This window comes from Streptomyces sp. NPDC057445 (assembly GCF_042802855.1).
Lineage (GTDB): Bacteria > Actinomycetota > Actinomycetes > Streptomycetales > Streptomycetaceae > Streptomyces.
In genome coordinates, this window is sequence record NZ_JBHVDH010000001.1 from 493,358 (window position 1) to 511,605 (window position 18,248).

Genomic DNA, 18,248 nt, shown 5'->3' on the forward strand with positions numbered 1-18,248 from the left:
GTGCGCGCGTCGAACGTCCCGCACTCACGACGGGCGCTGGGTCTCGTCCATCTTCTCCCGGCTCTTGGCGATGAGGTCCTGCGTCTGCCTCTCGATCTCTTCCGGGTCCAGGCCCAGGGCACGCCCCAGACTGGTCGACCAGACCTCCGAACGCACGGCGGCCTCGTAGTTCAGATCGGCGCGGACCGTGTCACGGGCGGCCTGACGGTTCTGACTCACCATGACGAACGTCGACAGGAAGATCGCCTCAAGGCTGACGATCATGGTGAGCAGGCCGAACGGGAAAGGGTCGAAGACCGCGGCCTGCCCGAACACGCCCTCGTTGACCACGATCCAGCCGGCGAACCAGACCATGTGCACATACACAAAGGCCATCGACCCCGCGAAGGCGGTGATGACGTCCGCGATTCGGTCCTGCGCGCCACGGCGGCGCGCGAGGATCTCCTGTTCATGGGGCAGACGGATGACCGGGCGTGGCCATGGGCGGCCTGACGGACCGTCGGGGTGGGACGTCATGACGTCATCCTGCACCTGCTACGGGCAAGGGCGCAGAAAGACCGCCCCGGCGCGTTGACGCACCAGCGCGGCCGGCAGGAAGCGACCGGACGCGCTCGACGCCGTCGCCGTCACCGACAGCCGCCCTCACCCGACCGCCGACCAGTCGCCCCCGGCGATCACCGTCCCCCGCGCCCTCAGCTCCGCGGCCTTCGCCTCCGCCGCCACGTACACCCAGGCGGCGACGGCACCCTTCGCCGTGTGCACGTCCCGGGCCACCCGTACGTACAGGTTCCGCGGGTCGCCGGGGCCGAAGTACTCCTCCAGGTGGTCCAGCACCGCTATCAGCTCGCGGTACCGCCCCGGCCCCGCGGTGACGACTTCACCGATCACGGTGCCTTCACCCTCGACCGCGTACGGATATCCCGGACCTTCGTACAGCACCGCGCCCGGCAGCCGTGCGGTCTCCTCCGCGGACGTACGGCCCCGCAGGAACAGGTCGTGGTTGTGTTCCCCGGGGCGCAGCGTGCCGTAGACGAAGAACGGCAGTTGCCGGCTCCTCCCCGCGCCTCCCGCCCCGGTCACGGCTGCTCCGGTGCGGTCGTCTCCTCCGCGACCCACGCGAGGTACGCGGCGCTGCCGCGTACCACCGGGGTCGCGATGATCTCCGGGGTCTCGTAGTCGTGGTGGGTCCGCAGGTGGGTTTCGAGCGCGTCGTAGCGGGCCTCGGTGGTCTTGAAGAGGATCTGCCACTCCTCGCTGGTCTCGATCGCGTTCCGCCAGCGGTAGACGGAGGTGACGGGCGCGGAGATCTGGGCGCACGCGGCCAGCCTCGCCTCCACGGCGCCGCGGGCCAGCGCCTCGGCCTTCGCGGCGCTGTCGGTGGTGGTCAGGACCGTCAGGGCCCGGGTCGGGTTCACGAGCTCTCCTCCACTTGGGGCCTCACTGGCACACGCGTGCATAACCTAGGGCCTCTCGTTCGGATCTTGCCGGGTTCGCGTGCCCTGGCACCGCACCTCGCTGCGTTGTCGTCAGTCGCCGACGTCCCCCAGCTACCGCTGGGAGGTGCCCCCACCGCGTGGACTCCCTCCTCCGCCTTGCGATGCACGCCGCCAGACCCCGCTCACTGATCCGGCCTGATCCGAACGAAAGACCCTAGGCGATCAGCCCGAGTAGGGGCGCAGGGCCTTGGCGTCCCTGAGTGCGGTGCCCCACCAGGCGAGCTGGTCGAGCATCGTCTTGGCGGCGGCGTCGGGTCCCGCGGGGTCCCTGTGCCGGCCGTCGTCGTCGAACTGGGCCCGGGCGTGCGCGAAGGAGACGGTGTCGCGGATGGTGACGGCGTGCATCTCGGCGAACACCTGACGGAGCTGCTCGACGGCGCGCAGTCCGCCGGAGATCCCGCCGTAGGAGATGAAGCCGACGGGCTTGGCCTGCCATGGGGTGTAGTGCCAGTCGATGAGGTTCTTCAGGGATGCGGGGAAGGAGTGGTTGTACTCGGGGGTGAGGACGACGAAGGCGTCGGCGTCGGCGAGGCGTGGGGAGACTCCGGCGAGTTCGTCCCTGACCCGCTCGTCGGGGTTGTACGAGAGCGCGGTGGGCAGTTCCACGTCGGCGAGGTCGATCACGTCGATGGTGAAGTCGTCGCGGGTGGTGGCCCGGGACAGGAACCAGTCGGCGACGACGGGTGCGAAACGGCCCTCGCGGTTGCTGGCGATGACGAGGGCGAGCTTGAGCGGGGCGGCCTGTGCGGATGTGGTGAGGTCCATACCGATGAGCCTCGGACGTGAACCATGGTTGAGGTCAAGCGCCACCGTGGAGCGACGCGCCGCAGCGTGTCCCGGCTGTAGCGCCGCGGCGTACGTGTACGACACCGAACCCCCCGGAGGGGATCCGACACGCCGGGCCCGACGGATTGTCACCCGTTCGGCGCGCCCGCCCGCGCTGCGCGCCCGATGGCGCAGTCCGGCCCCCGTGACCTGCGGCGACATGCCGCGAGCAGCGCGATTCCCGGGTCCCGCGGGACGGATCTGATCGCCCATCAGCAAGCGTGGGTGGCGGAGGGGCCCTTACCTCTGAAGTGAACGAGGACGCCATCGCCTTCGGAGGACGACATGCTCATCACCGCCCGCCTGCTGACCGGCACGTCCGGACCTGCGCTGGCGGCCGCGGTGTGTCTGGGCGCGTTCGCCGCCGTCCCGTCGGCGTATGCGGCGGAGTTCGAGGCGCTGCAGATCACGCCCTCGTCCGTGTCCCCCGGTACGACCGTCACCGTGACCAGCACGGCCTGCGGCAAGGGCGGCCACGGCACGGGTGACGCGCAGTCGATAGGGGCGGGCGAGTTCAAGGCGTCGCCGGACAAGGGCAAGTCGGTCGTCGTCGGCCGGTTCAAGGTGCCGAAGGGGGCGAAGCCGGGGAACTACGGCATCGCGATGTTGTGCGACAACGGCAAGGAGGCCACCGGGGACCTGGTTGTCCGGTCCCACGGGCAGCAGCCGAGCGGCCATGTGAAGACGGGCGTCGGCGGCAGCGTCGGGCCTGACACCACCCAGATCGCGGCGGGTGTGGTCGTGATGACCGCAGCCGCCGTCGGCGGGGCGTGGCTCCTGTGCCGCCGGGCGAGCGGCGCACAGGGCAGCTGACGGGGCTCGGCCTCCACCGTCCTCGTACCGCCGTCCCCGCCCCCGTCATGCGTTCGACTGACGGGGGCGGGGAACCATCTCCCGGTTGCGGAGGACATCCGATGCAGGGCACGCGCGACGGCAGGGGCAGGGGCCGGGGTTGGGGCTGGCTGATAGCGGTGTCGGTCTGCACCGGCCTGTGGCTGGTGCAGAACGGCTCCAGGAGCGTCACGCCGCCGGTGCCGTCCGCCGCAGAGGCCTTCGCGGCGGGCCGGCACACGGACGAGGCGGCCGACCCGCTGCCGCCGTCCGAGCCGGTCCGCTTCCGCATCCCGCGGCTCCGGGTGGACGCGCCGGTGATGGGACTCGGTCTCGCCTCCGACAGCAGCCTCGAGGTGCCGCCGACGGGGATGCGCAATCTGGCGGGCTGGTACGAGGACGGCACTTCCCCGGGTGCGCGGGGCACCGCGATCGTTGCCGGGCATGTCGACGACGCTCGGGGCCCTGCCGTCTTCTACAGCCTCGGCACCATGAAAAAGGGCCACCGGATCGAGGTCCTCCGTAAGGACGGCCGCACGGCGGTGTTCACGGTCGACGCGGTGGAGGTGTACGAGAACGAGGACTTCCCGGACAGGAAGGTGTACGGGCCGGCGGACCGGGCGGAGCTGCGCGTGATCACGTGTGGCGGCGGCTTCGACGGCGGGTCCGGCTACCGGGGGAACGTGGTGGTGTACGCGCATCTCATCGGCGTACGCGGCCGGGCGGCGGAACCGGCCCGGCCGTAGCGCCCGGGCCTACCCGGACCACTGGTCGAAGGCGAGCTTCGCGACCAGCGAGAACACGACCACGAGCAGTACGCCGCGGACGAATTCGGCGCCCTTGCGCAGGGCCGTGCGCGCGCCGAACAGGCCGCCCGCGAGGTTGAAGACCGCCATCACGGCGGCCAGTTGCCACATGACGGTGCCCTGGTAGGAGAACATCGCGAGGGCGCCCGCGTTGGTGCAGACGTTGACGATCTTGGCGGTGGCGGAGGCCGTGACCAGGTCGAGGTGGAGGACCGCGGTGAGCGCGAGCACCAGGAAGGTGCCGGTGCCGGGGCCGAAGAGGCCGTCGTAGAAGCCGATTCCGCCGCCGACGAGGACGATCGCGGTGACGACCCGGGCGCGGGTGGGCGGGCCGCTGTCCTGTGTGGTGCCGAAGGACGGGCGCAGCATCACGAAGGCCGCGACACCGAGCAGGACCACCATGATCACGGGTCGCAGGACGTCGCTGCTGATTCCGGCGGCGAAGAACGCCCCGGCCATGGAGCCCGTGAGGGCGGCGAGCCCGATCCGTACGGCCGTCCTCACCTGTACGCGGGCCTTGCGGACGTAGGTCACGGCCGCGCCGGTCGTGCCGACGATGGCCACGGCCTTGTTGGTCCCGAGGATGTGTGCGGCGGGCACGTTCGGCATTCCGAGGAGCAGGGCGGGCAGCAGCAGCAGTCCGCCGCCTCCGACGACGGCGTCGATCCATCCGGCCGCCGCGGCGGCGAGGCACAGGAGGACGAGCGTCGTCAGTGATATGTCGGGCATGCTCGCGACCCTATGGACCAGATAAGTGTGCGGTCCACCTTTCCCGGGATTGTTGAGCTGCGTCTGAGGTTGCGTCCCGGCACCCGTACGGCGGCCCGCCGCCTCACAAGCCGGGCCGCACCGCGCTGAGGGCAGCGTTCCGCACGGGAAACAAGCGGGATGCGGGCAGGTAACAGCGCCACCGCATGCTGCGTACATGGTTTCGAGGATCGTGGTGATCGGCGCAGGGATGGCGGGGGCGCGGCTGGCGCGCGGGCTCGCCCCGGCGTGCGGCGTCACGCTCCTCGGCGAGGAGCCGCACGCCCCATACAACCGGGTCCTGCTCGCCGAGGTTCTGGCCGGCCGGTACGGCCCCGAGGTGATCGCGCTTCCGCCGGTGCCCGGCGGGACGGAGACGGTCCGGCGCGGGGTGCGGGCGGTGCGGATCGACCGCGTGGAGCGCCTCGTGCACTGCGCCGACGGCTCCGCGGTGGCATACGACCGGCTGGTGCTGGCGACGGGCTCCAACCCGGTGCTGCCGCCCCTGCGCGGTCTTGGCCGGGGGCGGCTGCCGGACGGCGTGCATCCGTTCCGCACGCTCGACGACTGCCTGGCCCTGGCGGGCACGGCCCGTACCGGTGTCCGTGCCGTGGTCGTCGGCGGTGGCCTTCTCGGCGTCTCTGCGGCACGGGCCCTGGCGGAGCGCGGCAGTGACGTGGTGCTGGTCCATCAGGGCGCCGCGCTGATGGACCGCCATCTCGACCCGGCGGCGGGCGCCCTGGTCCGGGGACATCTGGAGGGCCTCGGCGTGGAGGTCCACACGCAGTGCCGTGCCCGTGGGCTGCGCAGCGCGGGGGCGGGCGTCTCGGGCGTCGAGCTCGCCGACGGGTTCGTCCTGGACGCGGAGTGTGTGGTCCTCGCCTGCGGCGTCCGCCCGCGCACGGGCCTGGCCGCCGATGCGGGGCTGGAGGTCCGTCAGGGAATCGTCGTCGACGATTCCCTGCGTACGTCGGACCCGTACATCCATGCCGTGGGCGACTGCGCCGAACACGCGGGGACGGTGTACGGCCTGGCGACGGCGGCCCTGGAACAGGCGGACGCCCTCGCGGCCCTGCTCGTCGACGAGTCCGGCGCCGGGCCCCGCTACACCGGCACCCGTGCGCTGACCCGGCTCACTCTCGGCGGCACCGGCAGCTTCGATCTCGCCGCGTTCGGGGAGCCGTCGCCGCGCCCCGGGGACGACGTGCTGCAACTGGCCGACGCCACCCGGGGCGCGTACCGGAAGGTCGTCGTCCGCGGTGACCGTCTCGTCGGCGGCGTACTGCTCGGGGATCTCGCCGGTGTCGGGGCGCTCGCCCGGGCCTGGGAGGGCGACGACCCCGTTCCTGACGCCCCACTGCTCGACCTGCTCACCACCGATGGAGGACTCTGAGATGACCACGCCCACGATCGTGCTCGTCGGCCACGGGATGGTCGGCCAGCGTTTCCTGGAGGCCCTCGCCGAGCGGGGCGTCACCGGCCGCGCGCGGGTCGTCGTGCTGTGCGAGGAGCCGCGGCCGGCGTACGACCGGGTACAGCTCACCTCGTACTTCTCCGGCCGCACCCCTGACGAGCTCTCCCTCGTCGAGGAGGGTTTCATGGACCGGCACGGCATCGAGCTCCGTCTCGACGACCCTGCCGAGCGCATCGACCGCGCCTCGCGCACGGTGGTCTCGCGCTCCGGGCGGACGTTCACGTACGACACGCTCGTGCTCGCCACCGGCTCGTACCCGTTCGTGCCGCCCGTCCCTGGCAGGGACGCCGAGGGCTGCTTCGTGTACCGCACGATCGAGGATCTCCTCGCGATCGAGGAGTACGCGAAGACGTCCCGCACGGGTGTCGTCGTGGGCGGTGGACTGCTCGGTCTGGAGGCGGCGGGCGCGCTCAAGGGCCTGGGCCTGGACACGCACATCGTGGAGTTCGCGCCGCGGCTGATGCCGGTGCAGGTCGACGCGGGCGGCGGCGCGGCGCTGCTCCGGACCATCGAGGGCATGGGGCTGACCGTGCACACGGGAGTGGGAACCCAGGAGATCGTGACGGGCGACGGCGTGGTCACCGGCATGAACCTCTCCGACGGGTCGGCACTTGCCACCGATCTCGTCGTCTTCTCGGCCGGTGTCCGGCCCCGCGACCAGCTCGCCCGTGACATGGGGCTGGACGTGGGCGAGCGCGGCGGGATCGTCGTCGACGAGCAGTGCCGTACGTCGGATCCGGACGTGTTCGCGATCGGCGAGTGCGCCCTCGCGTCGGACGGCCGTGTGTACGGTCTGGTCGCGCCCGGTTACGAGATGGCGAGGACCGTCGCGGACGTCGTCGGAGGCGAGGAAGGCGGCTTCACCGGTGCCGATCTGTCGACGAAGCTGAAGCTCCTCGGTGTGGACGTGGCGTCCTTCGGCGACGCGCACGGCACGGCCGACGGCTGTCTGGACGTCGTGTACTCCGACTCACGCTCCGGGGTGTACAAGAAGCTGGTCCTCGGCCGGGACGGGGAGCTGCTCGGCGGGGTGCTCGTCGGTGACGCCGATTCGTACGGCATGCTCCGCCCGCTGACCGGCAGCGTTCCGCCCGTGCCGCCGGCGCAGTTGGTGCTGCCCGCGGGTGCGGGCGCGCCCGTCGCGCTCGGGCCCTCGGCCCTGCCCGACGAGGCGGTCATCTGTTCCTGCCACAACGTCACCAAGGGCGAGATCTGCGCCCACACCTCGCTGCCAGAGGTGAAGAAGTGCACCAAGGCCGGTACGGGTTGCGGTAGTTGTGTCAAGGTCATCGGCCAGTTGCTGCCGCAGTCCGCCGACAAGGGACTGTGCGGCTGCTTCCCGCACACGCGCAGCGAGCTGTACGAGATCGTCCGGGCCCTGCGCCTCACCTCGTACGCGGCACTGCTCGACTCCCACGGCCGCGAGGAGGCGCGCGGCGGCGACGGCTGCGAGATCTGCAAGCCCGCCGTCGCCTCCATCCTGGCGTCGCTCGGGGGCGGTTACATCCTCGACGGCGAGCAGGCCGCCCTGCAGGACACCAACGACCACTTCCTCGCCAACATGCAGCGCAACGGCTCGTACTCGATCGTGCCGCGCATCCCCGGCGGTGAGATCACCCCCGACAAACTGATCGTGATCGGCGAGGTGGCACGGGACTTCGGGCTCTACACGAAGATCACGGGCGGTCAGCGGATCGACATGTTCGGGGCGCGCGTGGACCAGCTCCCGGCGATCTGGACCCGTCTCGTCGACGCCGGTTTCGAATCGGGTCACGCGTACGGAAAGGCGCTGCGAACGGTCAAGTCCTGCGTGGGGCAGACCTGGTGCCGCTACGGCGTCCAGGACAGCGTCCGCATGGCCATCGGCCTCGAGCTGCGCTACCGGGGTCTGCGGGCCCCGCACAAGCTGAAGTCGGCGGTCTCCGGATGTGCCCGCGAATGCGCGGAGGCGCAGTCCAAGGACTTCGGTGTGATCGCCACCGCCGGCGGCTGGAACCTCTACGTCGGCGGAAACGGCGGCGCCACGCCCCGGCACGCCGATCTGCTCGCCCAGGACCTGTCCGACGCCGAACTGGTGCGGCTCATCGACCGGTTCCTGATGTTCTACATCCGCACCGCGGACCGGCTGGAGCGCACGTCCACCTGGCTGGAGCGCCTGGAGGGTGGCCTGGACCACCTGCGGGACGTCGTCGTGCACGACTCCCTCGGGCTGTGCGACGAGCTGGAGGCGCTGATGGCCGAGCATGTCGCGGGCTATCGCGACGAGTGGGCACAGACCTTGGACGACCCGGACCGTCTGCGCCGCTTCGTGTCGTTCGTGAACGCGCCGGACGCGCCGGACCCGTCGGTGAGGTTCGTCGCCGAGCGGGACCAGATCAAGCCCGACCTGACCGTCCTGACCCTGGAAGGGACCCTCACCCGATGATGCTCCAACTCCACCTGGACGACGACTGGTTCCCGGTCTGCGAGCCGTCCCGTCTCACGCCCGGGCGCGGCATGGCGGTACTCCTGCCCGACGGCCGCCAGGCCGCCGTCTTCCTGGACCGCTCCGGCCGGGCGTACGCGATCGGCAACCGTGATCCTTTCACCGGCGCACAGGTCCTCTCGCGCGGTCTGGTCGGCCGCGCGGACGGCCGGCCCTTCGTGGCGTCGCCGCTGCTCAAGCAGAGGTTCGACCTGGAGACGGGCCGGTGCCTGGACGACGAGTCGGTGTCGGTGCCCGCCTACCCGGTCCGGGCCGGCGGGTAAATGCGGTGCGGCGCCGCGCGGGTCTCCACTACGGTCGGCGCCCATGACGCCTCCCCGCACCCGCCCGCCCTTCACCGCCGACGAGCGGACGCAGCTCCTCGGCTGGTTCGAGATGCAGCGCGCGATCATCCACTTCAAGTGCGAAGGGCTGTCCGAGGAGGATGCCCACCGGTCGGTCCTCCCGGCCTCGCCCCTCATGACGATGGCCGGCATCGTCTCGCACCTGCGCTGGACCGAACAGACCTGGTTCGAGGTCCTCTTCCTCGGCCGCCCGGCCGACGGGCCGCAGTTCGTCGAGGAGCCGGAGGACGCCGACATGATGGTCGACGGCATCCCGCTCGCCCGGCTGCTGGAGGAGTACGAGCAGCAGTGCGCGGTGTCGGACGAGATCATCGCGGCCCACCCGCTGGACGAGGTGGGCAAGCACCCGGACTTCGGGTCCGCCGCCGCGTCCCTGCGCTGGATGCTGATCCACATGGTGGAGGAGACCGCACGGCACGCAGGGCACATGGATGCCATACGGGAGATTCTCGACGGCGGCAAGGGCTACTACTGAGGGACCCGGGGTCCACCGGCCCGGCAGGGCCACAGATCCCCGGTGAGCCGGCGCCCGAGCAGCGCCACCTGCCGGGGGCAACCGCCCCGGCAGGGCCCGGACCGGTTCCACCGGCCGGCTGAGGGCGACGAGACGGCCTGCGGGGATCTCCTCGATGCCGGGCCCGAGGCGTTCCCGGACGAGGCGGCGCCGGAGACCGACGGGGAAGAACCGGGCGTCGGGCACCAGGCGTCGGTCACCAGGCGTCGGACACCAGGCGTCGGACAATGGACCGGTGACCACCGGACCGCGTGACGACTGGGCCCGCTACTGGCGGGACCCGCACCGACCGCTCGAAGCCATGCACGCACACTTCCACCGGCATGTGTATGCACGGCACAGTCACGACGCGTACTCCTTCGGCTTCACCGAGGCGGGTGCCCAGCGGTTCAGCTGCCGCGGCGGGGCGCACACCAGCGCCGCCGGACTGCTGATGGCGTTCAATCCCGACGACCCTCACGACGGCCGGGCCGCGGCCGATCTCGGGTACCGGTACCGGATGGTGCACATCGGCCCCGAACTGGTGCGGGACGTGCTCGCGGACGCGACCGCAGGGCACGGGACGCTGCCCCTGTTCACGGCGCCGGTCCTGCACGACCCGGTACTGCGGGGCTCCCTGATGCGGCTGCACACGGCGCTGGCCGGAGGGGCGGATCCGCTGGTGCGGGACGAGCGGCTGGCGGCAGCGGTGACGGCGATGGTGCGCAGGGGTGCGTCCGGCGCGGTGCGGGTGACCGACGTGGCCGGAGGTGCGCGGTCGCGGGCGGCCCGCAGGGCACGGGAGTTGCTGCGGGAGCGGTACGAGGAGCAGGTCCCGGCGCAGTGGCTGGCCGACGCGGCCGGGCTGAGCAGGTTCGCGCTCTACCGGGCGTTCCGTGCCGAGTACGGGATGACGCCGAGCGACTACCAGCGGCTGCTGCGGCTGCGGCGCGGGCGGGAGCTGCTGGCGGGCGGGGCCACGGCGGCGCAGGCGGCGGTCGAGTCCGGGTTCGCGGACCAGCCGCATTTCCACCGGTGGTTCATGCGGTACTACGGGGTGACGCCGGGGGCGTACCGGCGCGCGGCGTCGCGGGCCTGAACCAGCTGCGAAAGGGCCGTGCGGGGACCGTGCGGGGACCTCCTCCGGACCATACGCAATCGTATGGTCCGGGCGTACGCTGGCAGCTGAGGTCTTTCCTGCCGACAAGCACCGGAGGAGCACCACATGCCGACGACGACCGGCTGGACCACGCGCGACATCCCCGACCAGAACGGCCGCACCGTCGTGGTCACCGGAGCCAACAGCGGAATCGGGCTCGTCACGGCCCGCGAGCTCGCCCGCCGCGGTGCCCGTGTGGTCCTCGCGTGCCGCAGCGAGGCCCGCGGCAAGGAGGCAGAGGCGTTCATCAAGGCGCAAGTACCGGGCGCGGATGTGGAGTTCAGCCCGCTGGACCTGGCCGATCTCGCCTCCGTACGGCGGTTCGCGGATTCCTACGAGCCCGGCACGCTGGACCTGCTCATCAACAACGCGGGCGTGATGGCCCTGCCGTACGGCACGACGGCCGACGGCTTCGAGACCCAGTTCGGGGTCAACCACCTGGGGCACTTCGCCCTCACCGGGCTGCTGCTCCCGAAGCTGCTGAACACACCGCGCGCCCGGGTGGTGACCGTGTCCAGCGTGATGCACGCCCTCGCCGACGTCGATCTGGGGGACCTCAACAGCGAGCGCCGCTACCGCCGTTGGGTGGCGTACGGCCGCTCCAAGTCGGCCAATCTGCTGTTCGTGCACGAGCTTGCGCGGCGGCTGCGGGCGACGGGCTCCGATGTCGTCGCGGCGGCGGCACACCCGGGCTATGCGGCGACCAATCTCCAGACCGCGGGGGCGAGGATGGAAGGCCGCCGGAGGGCCGAGAAGCTCATCGAGTTCGGCAACCGCCTCATCGCCCAGCCCGCCGAGACGGGCGCCCTGCCGACGCTGCACGCCGCGACCGCGCCGGGCGTACGGCCCGACTCGTTCACCGGGCCGAGGATCCAGGGCCTGCGGGGCACTCCCGCGAAGTCGTGGCGGGCCCGGCGGACCCTGGACGACACGACCGGTGAGCGGCTCTGGGCGGCGTCCGAGCAGCTCACAGGCGTGACGTACGACGAGCTGAAGGGCTGATACCCGCCGTGGTCCGGCGGCCGGCGGCCGGCGGCCCTGCCGGCTCCGGCGCCCGGGCCTCGGTCTACTCCCCCTCGACCGCCTTCGGGTCCATCCACATGACCTCCCAGATGTGGTGGTCCGGGTCCTGGAAGGAGCGGCCGTACATGAAGCCGTGGTCCTGGGTCTCGTTGGCCGGCGACCCGCCGGAGGCGAGGGCCGCGTCGGTCAGTTCGTCGACCTTCTCCCGGCTCTCGGCGCTGAGCGCGAGGATCACCTCGGTGCTGGTGGCCGCGTCGGCGATGTCCTTCTGCGTGAAGTCCTTGAAACGGGATTCGGTGAGGAGCATCGCGAAGATGGTGTCGCTGAAGACGAGGCAGGCCCCGTTCTCGTCGGTGAACCGGGGGTTGAAGGAGTAGCCGAGCTTGCTCCAGAAGGCCTTCGACTTCTCGAGGTCCTTCACCGGCAGATTCACGAAGATCATCTGGTTCATCGCGGTTCTCTCTCTTCTGGTCGCACACCGTGCTGTCGGCTTTCGTGGGGTAGACCGGGGAGCCGCGGAGAACTCATCGCCCACTCGGGCAGATTCTCCCGGCGACCGCGAGGCACGGCCGTACGAGGCACGCGACCGGGGGACACGGGCCCGCCGGGCGCCGACGGCGAGGGGCGGGAGCCGTCGGGGACCGTCGGTTCATGGCCGTGCGCCCGGTCGGTCACCGTGGGCCATGAACAGAAGCGGGCCCCGAGGCGGCGGCACCAGCCGGGTCTCCGTCCGTCTGACGCTGAAGAACGAGCGGAAGACCCGGATCGGCCTCGGCCACGCGCACACCGAGCTGCCGGACGCGGACGCGGTCGGGGTCGCGGTCTCGGTCCCGGTCCCGGTCGCGGTCTTCGTCCCGGTCGTGGTCCCGGTCCCGGTCTCGTTCTCGGCGTACGAGATCTTCTGGAAGGACCACCTGGCGGAGCTGAAGAAGCAGCTCGGGAGCAGGGCGGCGGCCGTCGGCGCCACTGCCCGGGAGCCGCGCCCCGGCACGCGCGTCGGCCACAGCCCCGCAGACCGACGTTTCCGCTTCACCGCTCGTTGATGGTGCGTCAACTCCGCGCTTCTATGGTCCGTTGGCGCGCGACCCCGCACGCCGTCCGGCGGCGCGGGGCGGTCACGACCCTCATGGAGTGACAGTGGAACGACGCAGCTTCCTGCGCGGAGCCGTCATCGGAACCTCCGCCGCCGCCTTCGGCGGCACACTGTGGCAGGGCGCCGCCTCCGCGGCCCCGGCGCAGCCCGGCCCCGGCCCCTACGGGGCGCTCGGGGCGGCGGACGCGAACGGCATCCAGCTGCCCGCCGGGTTCACCAGCCGGGTGATCGCCCGGTCCGGTCAGCGGGTCGGCTCCACCTCCTACACCTGGCACAGCGCACCTGACGGCGGCGCCTGCTTCGCCGACGGCTCCGGCTGGATCTACGTCTCCAACTCGGAGATCAACCCGTCGGGCGGGGTGAGCGCGGTCAGGTTCTCCTCGACAGGCGCGATCACCGGCGCGTACCGCATCCTCTCCGGCACCCGCCAGAACTGCGCCGGCGGCAGGACCCCGTGGAACACGTGGCTGTCCTGCGAGGAGGTCAGCCTCGGCTATGTCTACGAGACCGACCCGTGGGGCGTGAACGCGGCCGTCCGCCGGAACGCCATGGGCCGGTTCAAGCACGAGGCGGCGGCCGCGGACCCGGTCCGCAAGGTCGTGTACCTGACCGAGGACGAGACGAACGGCTGCCTCTACCGGTTCGTCCCCGCCACCTGGGGCAGCCTCTCCTCCGGCACGCTTCAGGTACTGGTCGCCGGCACCGCCACCTCCGGCTCGTTCAGCTGGGCGAACGTCCCCGACCCGGACGGCTCGCCGACCGCGACCCGCAGCCAGGTGTCCGGCGCGAAGAAGTTCAACGGCGGTGAGGGCTGCCACTACGCCAACGACACCGTCTGGTTCACCACCAAGGGCGACAACCGCCTCTGGCAGCTCAACCTGAACAGCAGCACCTACGAGCTGGCCTACGACGACTCGCTGGTGCCGGGCGGCTCCGCCCCGCTGACCGGCGTGGACAACGTGACCGGCGCGTCCTCCGGCGATCTGTACATCGCCGAGGACGGCGGCAACATGGAGATCTGCCTGATCACCCCGGACGATGTCGTCGCCCCGTTCCTGCGGATCGGCGGCCAGTCCGGCTCCGAGATCACCGGACCGGCCTTCTCGCCGGACGGAAGGCGGCTGTACTTCTCCAGCCAGCGCGGCACGAGCGGCAGTTCGTCGGGCGGCATCACCTATGAGGTGACGGGACCGTTCCGGGCATAACCACCCCCCGGCGCCACCGGATCCCGCTGGCCACCGCCCCTGAGCAGGGCGGTGCCCAGCGGGGTCATCGTGTGCAGCACGGCGTTGCCGTTGCGCAGCGTGACCACGAGTCCTGCCTCCCGCAGTACGCAGGCGTGCTGGCTCGCGGAGGCCAGCGACACCCCGGCCCTGCGGGCCAGTTCGCTCGTCGTGCAGCCGTTGCCGATGGACCGCAGGACGGCCGAGCGGGTGTGGCCGACGAGCCGCCCGAGGGACACCCGGCCCCGCTCGGTGTCGACGGCCGACGACGCGCCCGAGTGCGTGACGGGATAGACCAGCGCGGGCGGCAGTTCCGGGTCGCGCCGGACGACCGGCGCACCCCGGCAGAAGTACGAAGGCTGCAGCAGCAGCCCGCGCCCCTCCAGATGGACGTCCCGGTCGACCGGGTAGTCCGCCTCCAGCACCGGGGCCTGCCAGCGCAGGATCGGGGGCAGTGAGGCGAGCAATTCGTCCGCTCCGCCGTCGAGCAGGGCCCGGCCGCGGGCGGCCCGGTCGGCCTCCACGGCGGCCTGGATCTGCGTCCACCACGGCTCGATCGCGGCCCGGTGATAGCTGCGCAGCGCTCCGACGAGCCGGGCCATGGGTTCGGCCGCGCCCTCGGCGAGCCCGGCGAGCCGGGCCGGCAGCCCGGTGTGCGGGCGGTCGGCGGCGAGCAGCCCGAGCTCGGCCCGCAGCCGCCGCACCGGAGTCGCACGCATCGCTTCGAGGCCTTCGTCGAGGCCGTGCAGCGCCTCGGGCGGGGTGAGGAAGTCCGGGAAATATCCGCGCGACGGCACGAGCGCCGCCAGCAGGCGTGTTTCACCATTCAACCGGGCCCGGGTTTCCGTGCGCCATTCTCCGTAGACGGTGGCGCCACGGCGGTCCCGTAAACGGTGAAAGCTCAGAATCGTCTCCCACAAAACGTCCGGTCTGGCCGCCATCCTTACCCTCGCAAGGTCCTCGCCCGTGAAATGGATACGCAGCACGGAACCCCCACTGTTGCATCCGCAATCGTCCCAGCCACTGAGTATGCATGCAATCACAGGCCGTCACCACGGAGTTTCAGCCACAGTTGAAACGCAGTGCGGAGAACCACAGCGAACCGAAAAGCTGTACGACGTCGGGCACGAAACCTTCGGGTACCGAGGGGCGAGGTAAAGACCGTGGGGGGCTTTCCACGCCTGGCGGCGGTCGGCGGAGGTTGCGGCTCCGTGTCCGACATTGGTAATGGGGCGCGGCCGGCGGGTGGGGATCCGCCGTCCGCGCCCCGCCTGTTCTTTGCTCAACGAATGGCGGAAATCCAACTTCCGTTAAAGCCCTTACTGCTCCGCCGTTCAACAGGCACCCGGGCGCGGAAAAGAAGACGAGCGGGACGGGCACCTCCGCACAAGGTGCTCGTCCCGCTCGTCTCGTGGTGCGCCGGGGCCGTCGGCGGGTCGGTGAGGGTGAGGGTGAACCACCGACGGCCCCGGAGTCATATGCGGGGCGGCCGAAACGCCGGCCCCGCACCGATCACCGGATCAGCGGCTGTCGCTGCCGGACGACTGCGCCGCCGCGCGACCCGCCTCCAGCCGGGCGACCGGGATCCGGAAGGGCGAGCAGGACACGTAGTCCAGGCCCACCTCGTGGAAGAAGTGCACCGACTCGGGGTCGCCGCCGTGCTCACCGCAGACACCGAGCTTGAGGTCGGGGCGGGTGGCGCGGCCGGCCTCCACGGCGGACCGTACGAGCGAGCCGACGCCGTCCTTGTCGATGGTCTCGAAGGGGCTGACGCCGAAGATGCCCTTCTCGAGGTACGCGGTGAAGAAGCTGGCCTCCACGTCGTCCCGGCTGAAGCCCCACACCGTCTGGGTGAGGTCGTTCGTACCGAAGGAGAAGAACTCGGCGGCCTCGGCGATCTGACCGGCGGTCAGCGCGGCGCGCGGCAGCTCGATCATGGTGCCGAGCGCGAGCCTGAGCTCGACGCCGGTCTTCGCCTGGACCTCGGCGATGACCTGCTCGGCCTCCTCGCGGACGATCTCCAGCTCCTGGACGGTGCCGACGAGCGGGATCATGATCTCGGCGCGCGGGTCGCCCTTGGCGTTCTTGCGCTCGGCAACGGCCTCGGCGATCGCCCGTACCTGCATGGTGAACAGGCCGGGGATGACCAGGCCGAGACGGACACCGCGCAGTCCCAGCATCGGGTTCTGCTCGTGCAGCCGGTGCACGGCCTGGAGCAGGCGCAGGTCGTTCTCGTTGTGGTCCTTGCGGGCCTCTGCGAGGGCGACGCGCACCGACAACTCGGTGATGTCCGGCAGGAACTCGTGCAGCGGCGGGTCGAGCAGCCGCACGGTCACCGGCAGCCCGTCCATCGCCTCGAAGAGCTCGACGAAGTCCTTCTTCTGCAGCGGCAGCAGGTTCTTCAGCGCGTCCTCGCGCTCCTCGTCGGTGTCGGCGAGGATCAGCTTCTCGACCATCTCGCGGCGCTCACCGAGGAACATGTGCTCGGTGCGGCACAGGCCGATGCCCTGTGCACCGAAGCGCCGCGCCCGCAGCGCGTCCTCGGCGTTGTCGGCGTTGGCACGGACGCGCAGCCGGCGTACCCGGTCCGCGTAGGCCATGATCCGGTGCACGGCCTGGACGAGCTCGTCGGCATCGTCGGCGCCCGCGTGCATCCGGCCCTCGAAGTACTCGACGACCGGGGACGGCACGACCGGGACCTCGCCGAGGTACACCTTGCCGGTGGAGCCGTCGACGGAGACGAGGTCGCCCTCCTCGACGACGGTGCCGTTCACCGTCATCCGGCGCCGCTTGGTGTCGACCTCGAGTTCCTCGGCGCCGCAGACACAGGTCTTGCCCATGCCGCGGGCGACGACAGCGGCGTGCGACGTCTTGCCGCCTCGGGAGGTCAGGATGCCCTCGGCCGCGATCATGCCGTCGAGGTCGTCGGGGTTGGTCTCACGGCGGATCAGGATGACCCTCTCGCCGGAGCGCGACCACTTGACGGCCGTGTAGGAGTCGAAGACGGCCTTGCCGACCGCGGCACCGGGTGACGCGGCGATACCGCGGCCCAGCAGCTCGGTCCTGGCCTTGTCGTCGAAGCGCGGGAACATCAGCTGCGCCAGCTGCGCGCCGTTGACGCGCTGCAGCGCCTCTGCCTCGTCGATCAGGCCCTGGTCGACCAGCTGGGTGGCGATACGGAAGGCGGCGCCGGCGGTGCGCTTGCCGACGCGGGTCTGCAGCATCCACAGCTGGCCGCGCTCGATGGTGAACTCGATGTCGCACAGGTCCTTGTAGTGCGTCTCGAGCGTTTCCATGATCTGCATCAGCTCGTCGTACGACTTCTTGTCGATCTTCTCCAGATCGGCGAGCGGCACGGTGTTGCGGATACCGGCGACGACGTCCTCGCCCTGCGCGTTCTGCAGGTAGTCGCCGTAGACGCCCTGGTGGCCGGACGCGGGGTCACGGGTGAAGGCGACACCGGTGCCGGAGTCGGGGCCGAGGTTGCCGAAGACCATGGAGCAGACGTTGACCGCGGTGCCGAGGTCGCCGGGGATGCGCTCCTGGCGGCGGTAGAGCTTCGCGCGGTCGGTGTTCCAGGAGTCGAAGACCGCCTTGATGGCGAGGTCCATCTGCTCGCGCGGGTCCTGCGGGAAGTCGCGGCCCGCCTCGGTCTTGACGATCTTCTTGAACTGCTTGACGAGCTTCTTGAGGTCGGCGGCCTCGAGGTCGGTGTCGACGGTGACCTTCTTGCCCGCCTTGGCCTCGTCGAGGGCGTCCTCGAAGAGCTCGCCCTCGACGCCGAGGACGGTCTTGCCGAACATCTGGATGAGCCGGCGGTAGGAGTCCCAGGCGAAGCGCTCGTCACCGGCCTGCTCGGCCAGGCCCTCCACCGACTTGTCCGAGAGCCCGATGTTGAGGACGGTGTCCATCATGCCGGGCATGGAGAACTTGGCACCGGAGCGTACGGATACGAGAAGGGGATCGTCGGCCTGGCCGAGCTTCTTCCCCATGCGCTGCTCCAGCGCCTCGAGGTGCGCACTCACCTCGTCACGCAGTGCCACGGGCTCCTCGCCGCTGTCGAGGTAGACCTTGCACGCCTCTGTGGTGATCGTGAAGCCCGGAGGGACGGGCAGACCGAGGTTGGTCATCTCGGCGAGGTTCGCACCCTTGCCACCGAGGAGGTCCTTGAGGTCCTTGTTGCCCTCGGTGAAGTCGTAGACGAACTTCTGATCTTTGTTTTCCGACACGGGTCTCGACTCCTCGAGGA

Annotated in this window: 18 protein-coding genes; 10 read left to right on the forward strand and 8 right to left on the reverse strand. The window is 71.0% G+C overall.

The window, feature by feature from the left end; translation table 11 throughout:
* Window positions 1-24: 24 nt before the first annotated feature.
* The 4 genes from ACFU5O_RS02270 to ACFU5O_RS02285 all read right to left on the reverse strand — a co-directional run bounded on the left by ACFU5O_RS02270 (window position 25) and on the right by ACFU5O_RS02285 (window position 2,261).
* Window positions 25-516: a DUF1003 domain-containing protein gene (locus ACFU5O_RS02270; RefSeq protein WP_384235264.1), complete on the reverse strand. Its 492-nt coding sequence runs from the start codon at window positions 514-516 to the stop codon at window positions 25-27.
* A 126-nt stretch (window positions 517-642) separates the two neighbouring features.
* Window positions 643-1,080, reverse strand: a complete 438-nt coding sequence (locus tag ACFU5O_RS02275; RefSeq protein ID WP_384235267.1) for a gamma-glutamylcyclotransferase family protein — start codon at window positions 1,078-1,080, stop codon at window positions 643-645.
* Window positions 1,077-1,415, reverse strand: coding sequence for a divalent-cation tolerance protein CutA (gene cutA / locus ACFU5O_RS02280; protein WP_384235270.1), 339 nt, complete (start codon window positions 1,413-1,415; stop codon window positions 1,077-1,079). The genes ACFU5O_RS02275 and cutA overlap by 4 nt, the downstream gene beginning before the upstream one ends.
* Before the next feature lie 243 nt (window positions 1,416-1,658).
* Entirely contained in the window at window positions 1,659-2,261 is a 603-nt protein-coding gene (locus ACFU5O_RS02285; protein WP_384235273.1) for an NADPH-dependent FMN reductase, read from the reverse strand.
* Window positions 2,262-2,606: 345 nt separating this feature from the next.
* Here ACFU5O_RS02285 and ACFU5O_RS02290 point away from each other — a divergent pair, with 345 nt between their 5' ends.
* Window positions 2,607-3,134: a hypothetical protein gene (locus ACFU5O_RS02290; protein ID WP_384235275.1), complete on the forward strand. Its 528-nt coding sequence runs from the start codon at window positions 2,607-2,609 to the stop codon at window positions 3,132-3,134.
* A gap of 101 nt (window positions 3,135-3,235) precedes the next feature.
* Complete coding sequence (locus ACFU5O_RS02295) at window positions 3,236-3,898, forward strand: class F sortase (protein WP_384235278.1); 663 nt, start codon at window positions 3,236-3,238, stop codon at window positions 3,896-3,898.
* Window positions 3,899-3,907: 9 nt separating this feature from the next.
* Here the strand turns inward: ACFU5O_RS02295 and ACFU5O_RS02300 are convergent, their stop codons facing one another.
* Entirely contained in the window at window positions 3,908-4,687 is a 780-nt protein-coding gene (locus ACFU5O_RS02300; RefSeq protein WP_384235281.1) for a sulfite exporter TauE/SafE family protein, read from the reverse strand.
* Window positions 4,688-4,883: 196 nt separating this feature from the next.
* Here ACFU5O_RS02300 and ACFU5O_RS02305 point away from each other — a divergent pair, with 196 nt between their 5' ends.
* The 6 genes from ACFU5O_RS02305 (at window position 4,884) to ACFU5O_RS02330 (ending at window position 11,662) form a co-directional block, all read left to right on the forward strand.
* On the forward strand, window positions 4,884-6,098 hold the full coding sequence (locus ACFU5O_RS02305) for an NAD(P)/FAD-dependent oxidoreductase (protein WP_384235283.1): 1,215 nt from the start codon (window positions 4,884-4,886) through the stop codon (window positions 6,096-6,098).
* Between the two features lies 1 nt (window position 6,099).
* Window positions 6,100-8,604 carry a nitrite reductase large subunit NirB gene (nirB, locus tag ACFU5O_RS02310; protein ID WP_384235286.1) on the forward strand — a complete coding sequence of 835 codons (2,505 nt, stop codon included), beginning with the start codon at window positions 6,100-6,102 and terminating at the stop codon, window positions 8,602-8,604.
* The gene (gene nirD / locus ACFU5O_RS02315; protein WP_384235289.1) at window positions 8,601-8,927 is read left to right on the forward strand and encodes a nitrite reductase small subunit NirD; all 327 of its coding nucleotides are present in this window, start codon (window positions 8,601-8,603) and stop codon (window positions 8,925-8,927) included. The genes nirB and nirD overlap by 4 nt, the downstream gene beginning before the upstream one ends.
* Window positions 8,928-8,970: 43 nt before the next feature.
* The gene (locus ACFU5O_RS02320; RefSeq protein ID WP_384235291.1) at window positions 8,971-9,483 is read left to right on the forward strand and encodes a DinB family protein; all 513 of its coding nucleotides are present in this window, start codon (window positions 8,971-8,973) and stop codon (window positions 9,481-9,483) included.
* A gap of 340 nt (window positions 9,484-9,823) precedes the next feature.
* Complete coding sequence (locus tag ACFU5O_RS02325) at window positions 9,824-10,600, forward strand: AraC family ligand binding domain-containing protein (RefSeq protein WP_384236370.1); 777 nt, start codon at window positions 9,824-9,826, stop codon at window positions 10,598-10,600.
* A 126-nt stretch (window positions 10,601-10,726) separates the two neighbouring features.
* On the forward strand, window positions 10,727-11,662 hold the full coding sequence (locus ACFU5O_RS02330) for an oxidoreductase (protein ID WP_384235293.1): 936 nt from the start codon (window positions 10,727-10,729) through the stop codon (window positions 11,660-11,662).
* A gap of 64 nt (window positions 11,663-11,726) precedes the next feature.
* Here ACFU5O_RS02330 and ACFU5O_RS02335 read toward each other — a convergent pair whose 3' ends face one another.
* The gene (locus ACFU5O_RS02335; RefSeq protein ID WP_384235296.1) at window positions 11,727-12,134 is read right to left on the reverse strand and encodes a VOC family protein; all 408 of its coding nucleotides are present in this window, start codon (window positions 12,132-12,134) and stop codon (window positions 11,727-11,729) included.
* Between the two features lie 232 nt (window positions 12,135-12,366).
* On the opposite strand from ACFU5O_RS02335, the gene ACFU5O_RS02340 reads away from it, so the two are divergent.
* Window positions 12,367-12,726 (forward strand): hypothetical protein, encoded by a 360-nt coding sequence (locus ACFU5O_RS02340; protein ID WP_384235299.1) that lies wholly within the window; start codon window positions 12,367-12,369, stop codon window positions 12,724-12,726.
* Window positions 12,727-12,820: 94 nt separating this feature from the next.
* The gene (locus ACFU5O_RS02345) at window positions 12,821-13,981 is read left to right on the forward strand and encodes a PhoX family protein (RefSeq protein ID WP_384236373.1); all 1,161 of its coding nucleotides are present in this window, start codon (window positions 12,821-12,823) and stop codon (window positions 13,979-13,981) included.
* On the opposite strand, the gene ACFU5O_RS02350 is transcribed toward ACFU5O_RS02345, so the two are convergent.
* Both ACFU5O_RS02350 and ppdK read right to left on the reverse strand, forming a co-directional pair.
* On the reverse strand, window positions 13,951-14,985 hold the full coding sequence (locus ACFU5O_RS02350) for an ArsR/SmtB family transcription factor (RefSeq protein WP_384235302.1): 1,035 nt from the start codon (window positions 14,983-14,985) through the stop codon (window positions 13,951-13,953). The genes ACFU5O_RS02345 and ACFU5O_RS02350 overlap by 31 nt on opposite strands.
* 534 nt (window positions 14,986-15,519) lie before the next feature.
* A complete protein-coding gene (gene ppdK, locus ACFU5O_RS02355; protein WP_384235304.1) occupies window positions 15,520-18,228 on the reverse strand; it encodes a pyruvate, phosphate dikinase in 2,709 nt (902 codons plus the stop codon).
* Between the last annotated feature and the right edge of the window lie 20 nt (window positions 18,229-18,248).

Bases quoted from the DNA above. Each gene is read 5' to 3' on its own strand.
- ACFU5O_RS02285 (WP_384235273.1), bottom strand. From the start codon at position 2,261: ATGGACCTCACCACATCCGCACAGGCCGCCCCGCTCAAGCTCGCCCTC.
- ACFU5O_RS02340 (WP_384235299.1), top strand. From the start codon at position 12,367: ATGAACAGAAGCGGGCCCCGAGGCGGCGGCACCAGCCGGGTCTCCGTC.
- ACFU5O_RS02325 (WP_384236370.1), top strand. From the start codon at position 9,824: ATGCACGCACACTTCCACCGGCATGTGTATGCACGGCACAGTCACGAC.
- ACFU5O_RS02335 (WP_384235296.1), bottom strand. From the start codon at position 12,134: ATGAACCAGATGATCTTCGTGAATCTGCCGGTGAAGGACCTCGAGAAG.
- ACFU5O_RS02330 (WP_384235293.1), top strand. From the start codon at position 10,727: ATGCCGACGACGACCGGCTGGACCACGCGCGACATCCCCGACCAGAAC.
- ACFU5O_RS02270 (WP_384235264.1), bottom strand. From the start codon at position 516: ATGACGTCCCACCCCGACGGTCCGTCAGGCCGCCCATGGCCACGCCCG.
- nirB (WP_384235286.1), top strand. From the start codon at position 6,100: ATGACCACGCCCACGATCGTGCTCGTCGGCCACGGGATGGTCGGCCAG.
- ACFU5O_RS02320 (WP_384235291.1), top strand. From the start codon at position 8,971: ATGACGCCTCCCCGCACCCGCCCGCCCTTCACCGCCGACGAGCGGACG.
- ACFU5O_RS02300 (WP_384235281.1), bottom strand. From the start codon at position 4,687: ATGCCCGACATATCACTGACGACGCTCGTCCTCCTGTGCCTCGCCGCC.
- ACFU5O_RS02295 (WP_384235278.1), top strand. From the start codon at position 3,236: ATGCAGGGCACGCGCGACGGCAGGGGCAGGGGCCGGGGTTGGGGCTGG.
- ACFU5O_RS02305 (WP_384235283.1), top strand. From the start codon at position 4,884: ATGGTTTCGAGGATCGTGGTGATCGGCGCAGGGATGGCGGGGGCGCGG.
- ACFU5O_RS02290 (WP_384235275.1), top strand. From the start codon at position 2,607: ATGCTCATCACCGCCCGCCTGCTGACCGGCACGTCCGGACCTGCGCTG.
- nirD (WP_384235289.1), top strand. From the start codon at position 8,601: ATGATGCTCCAACTCCACCTGGACGACGACTGGTTCCCGGTCTGCGAG.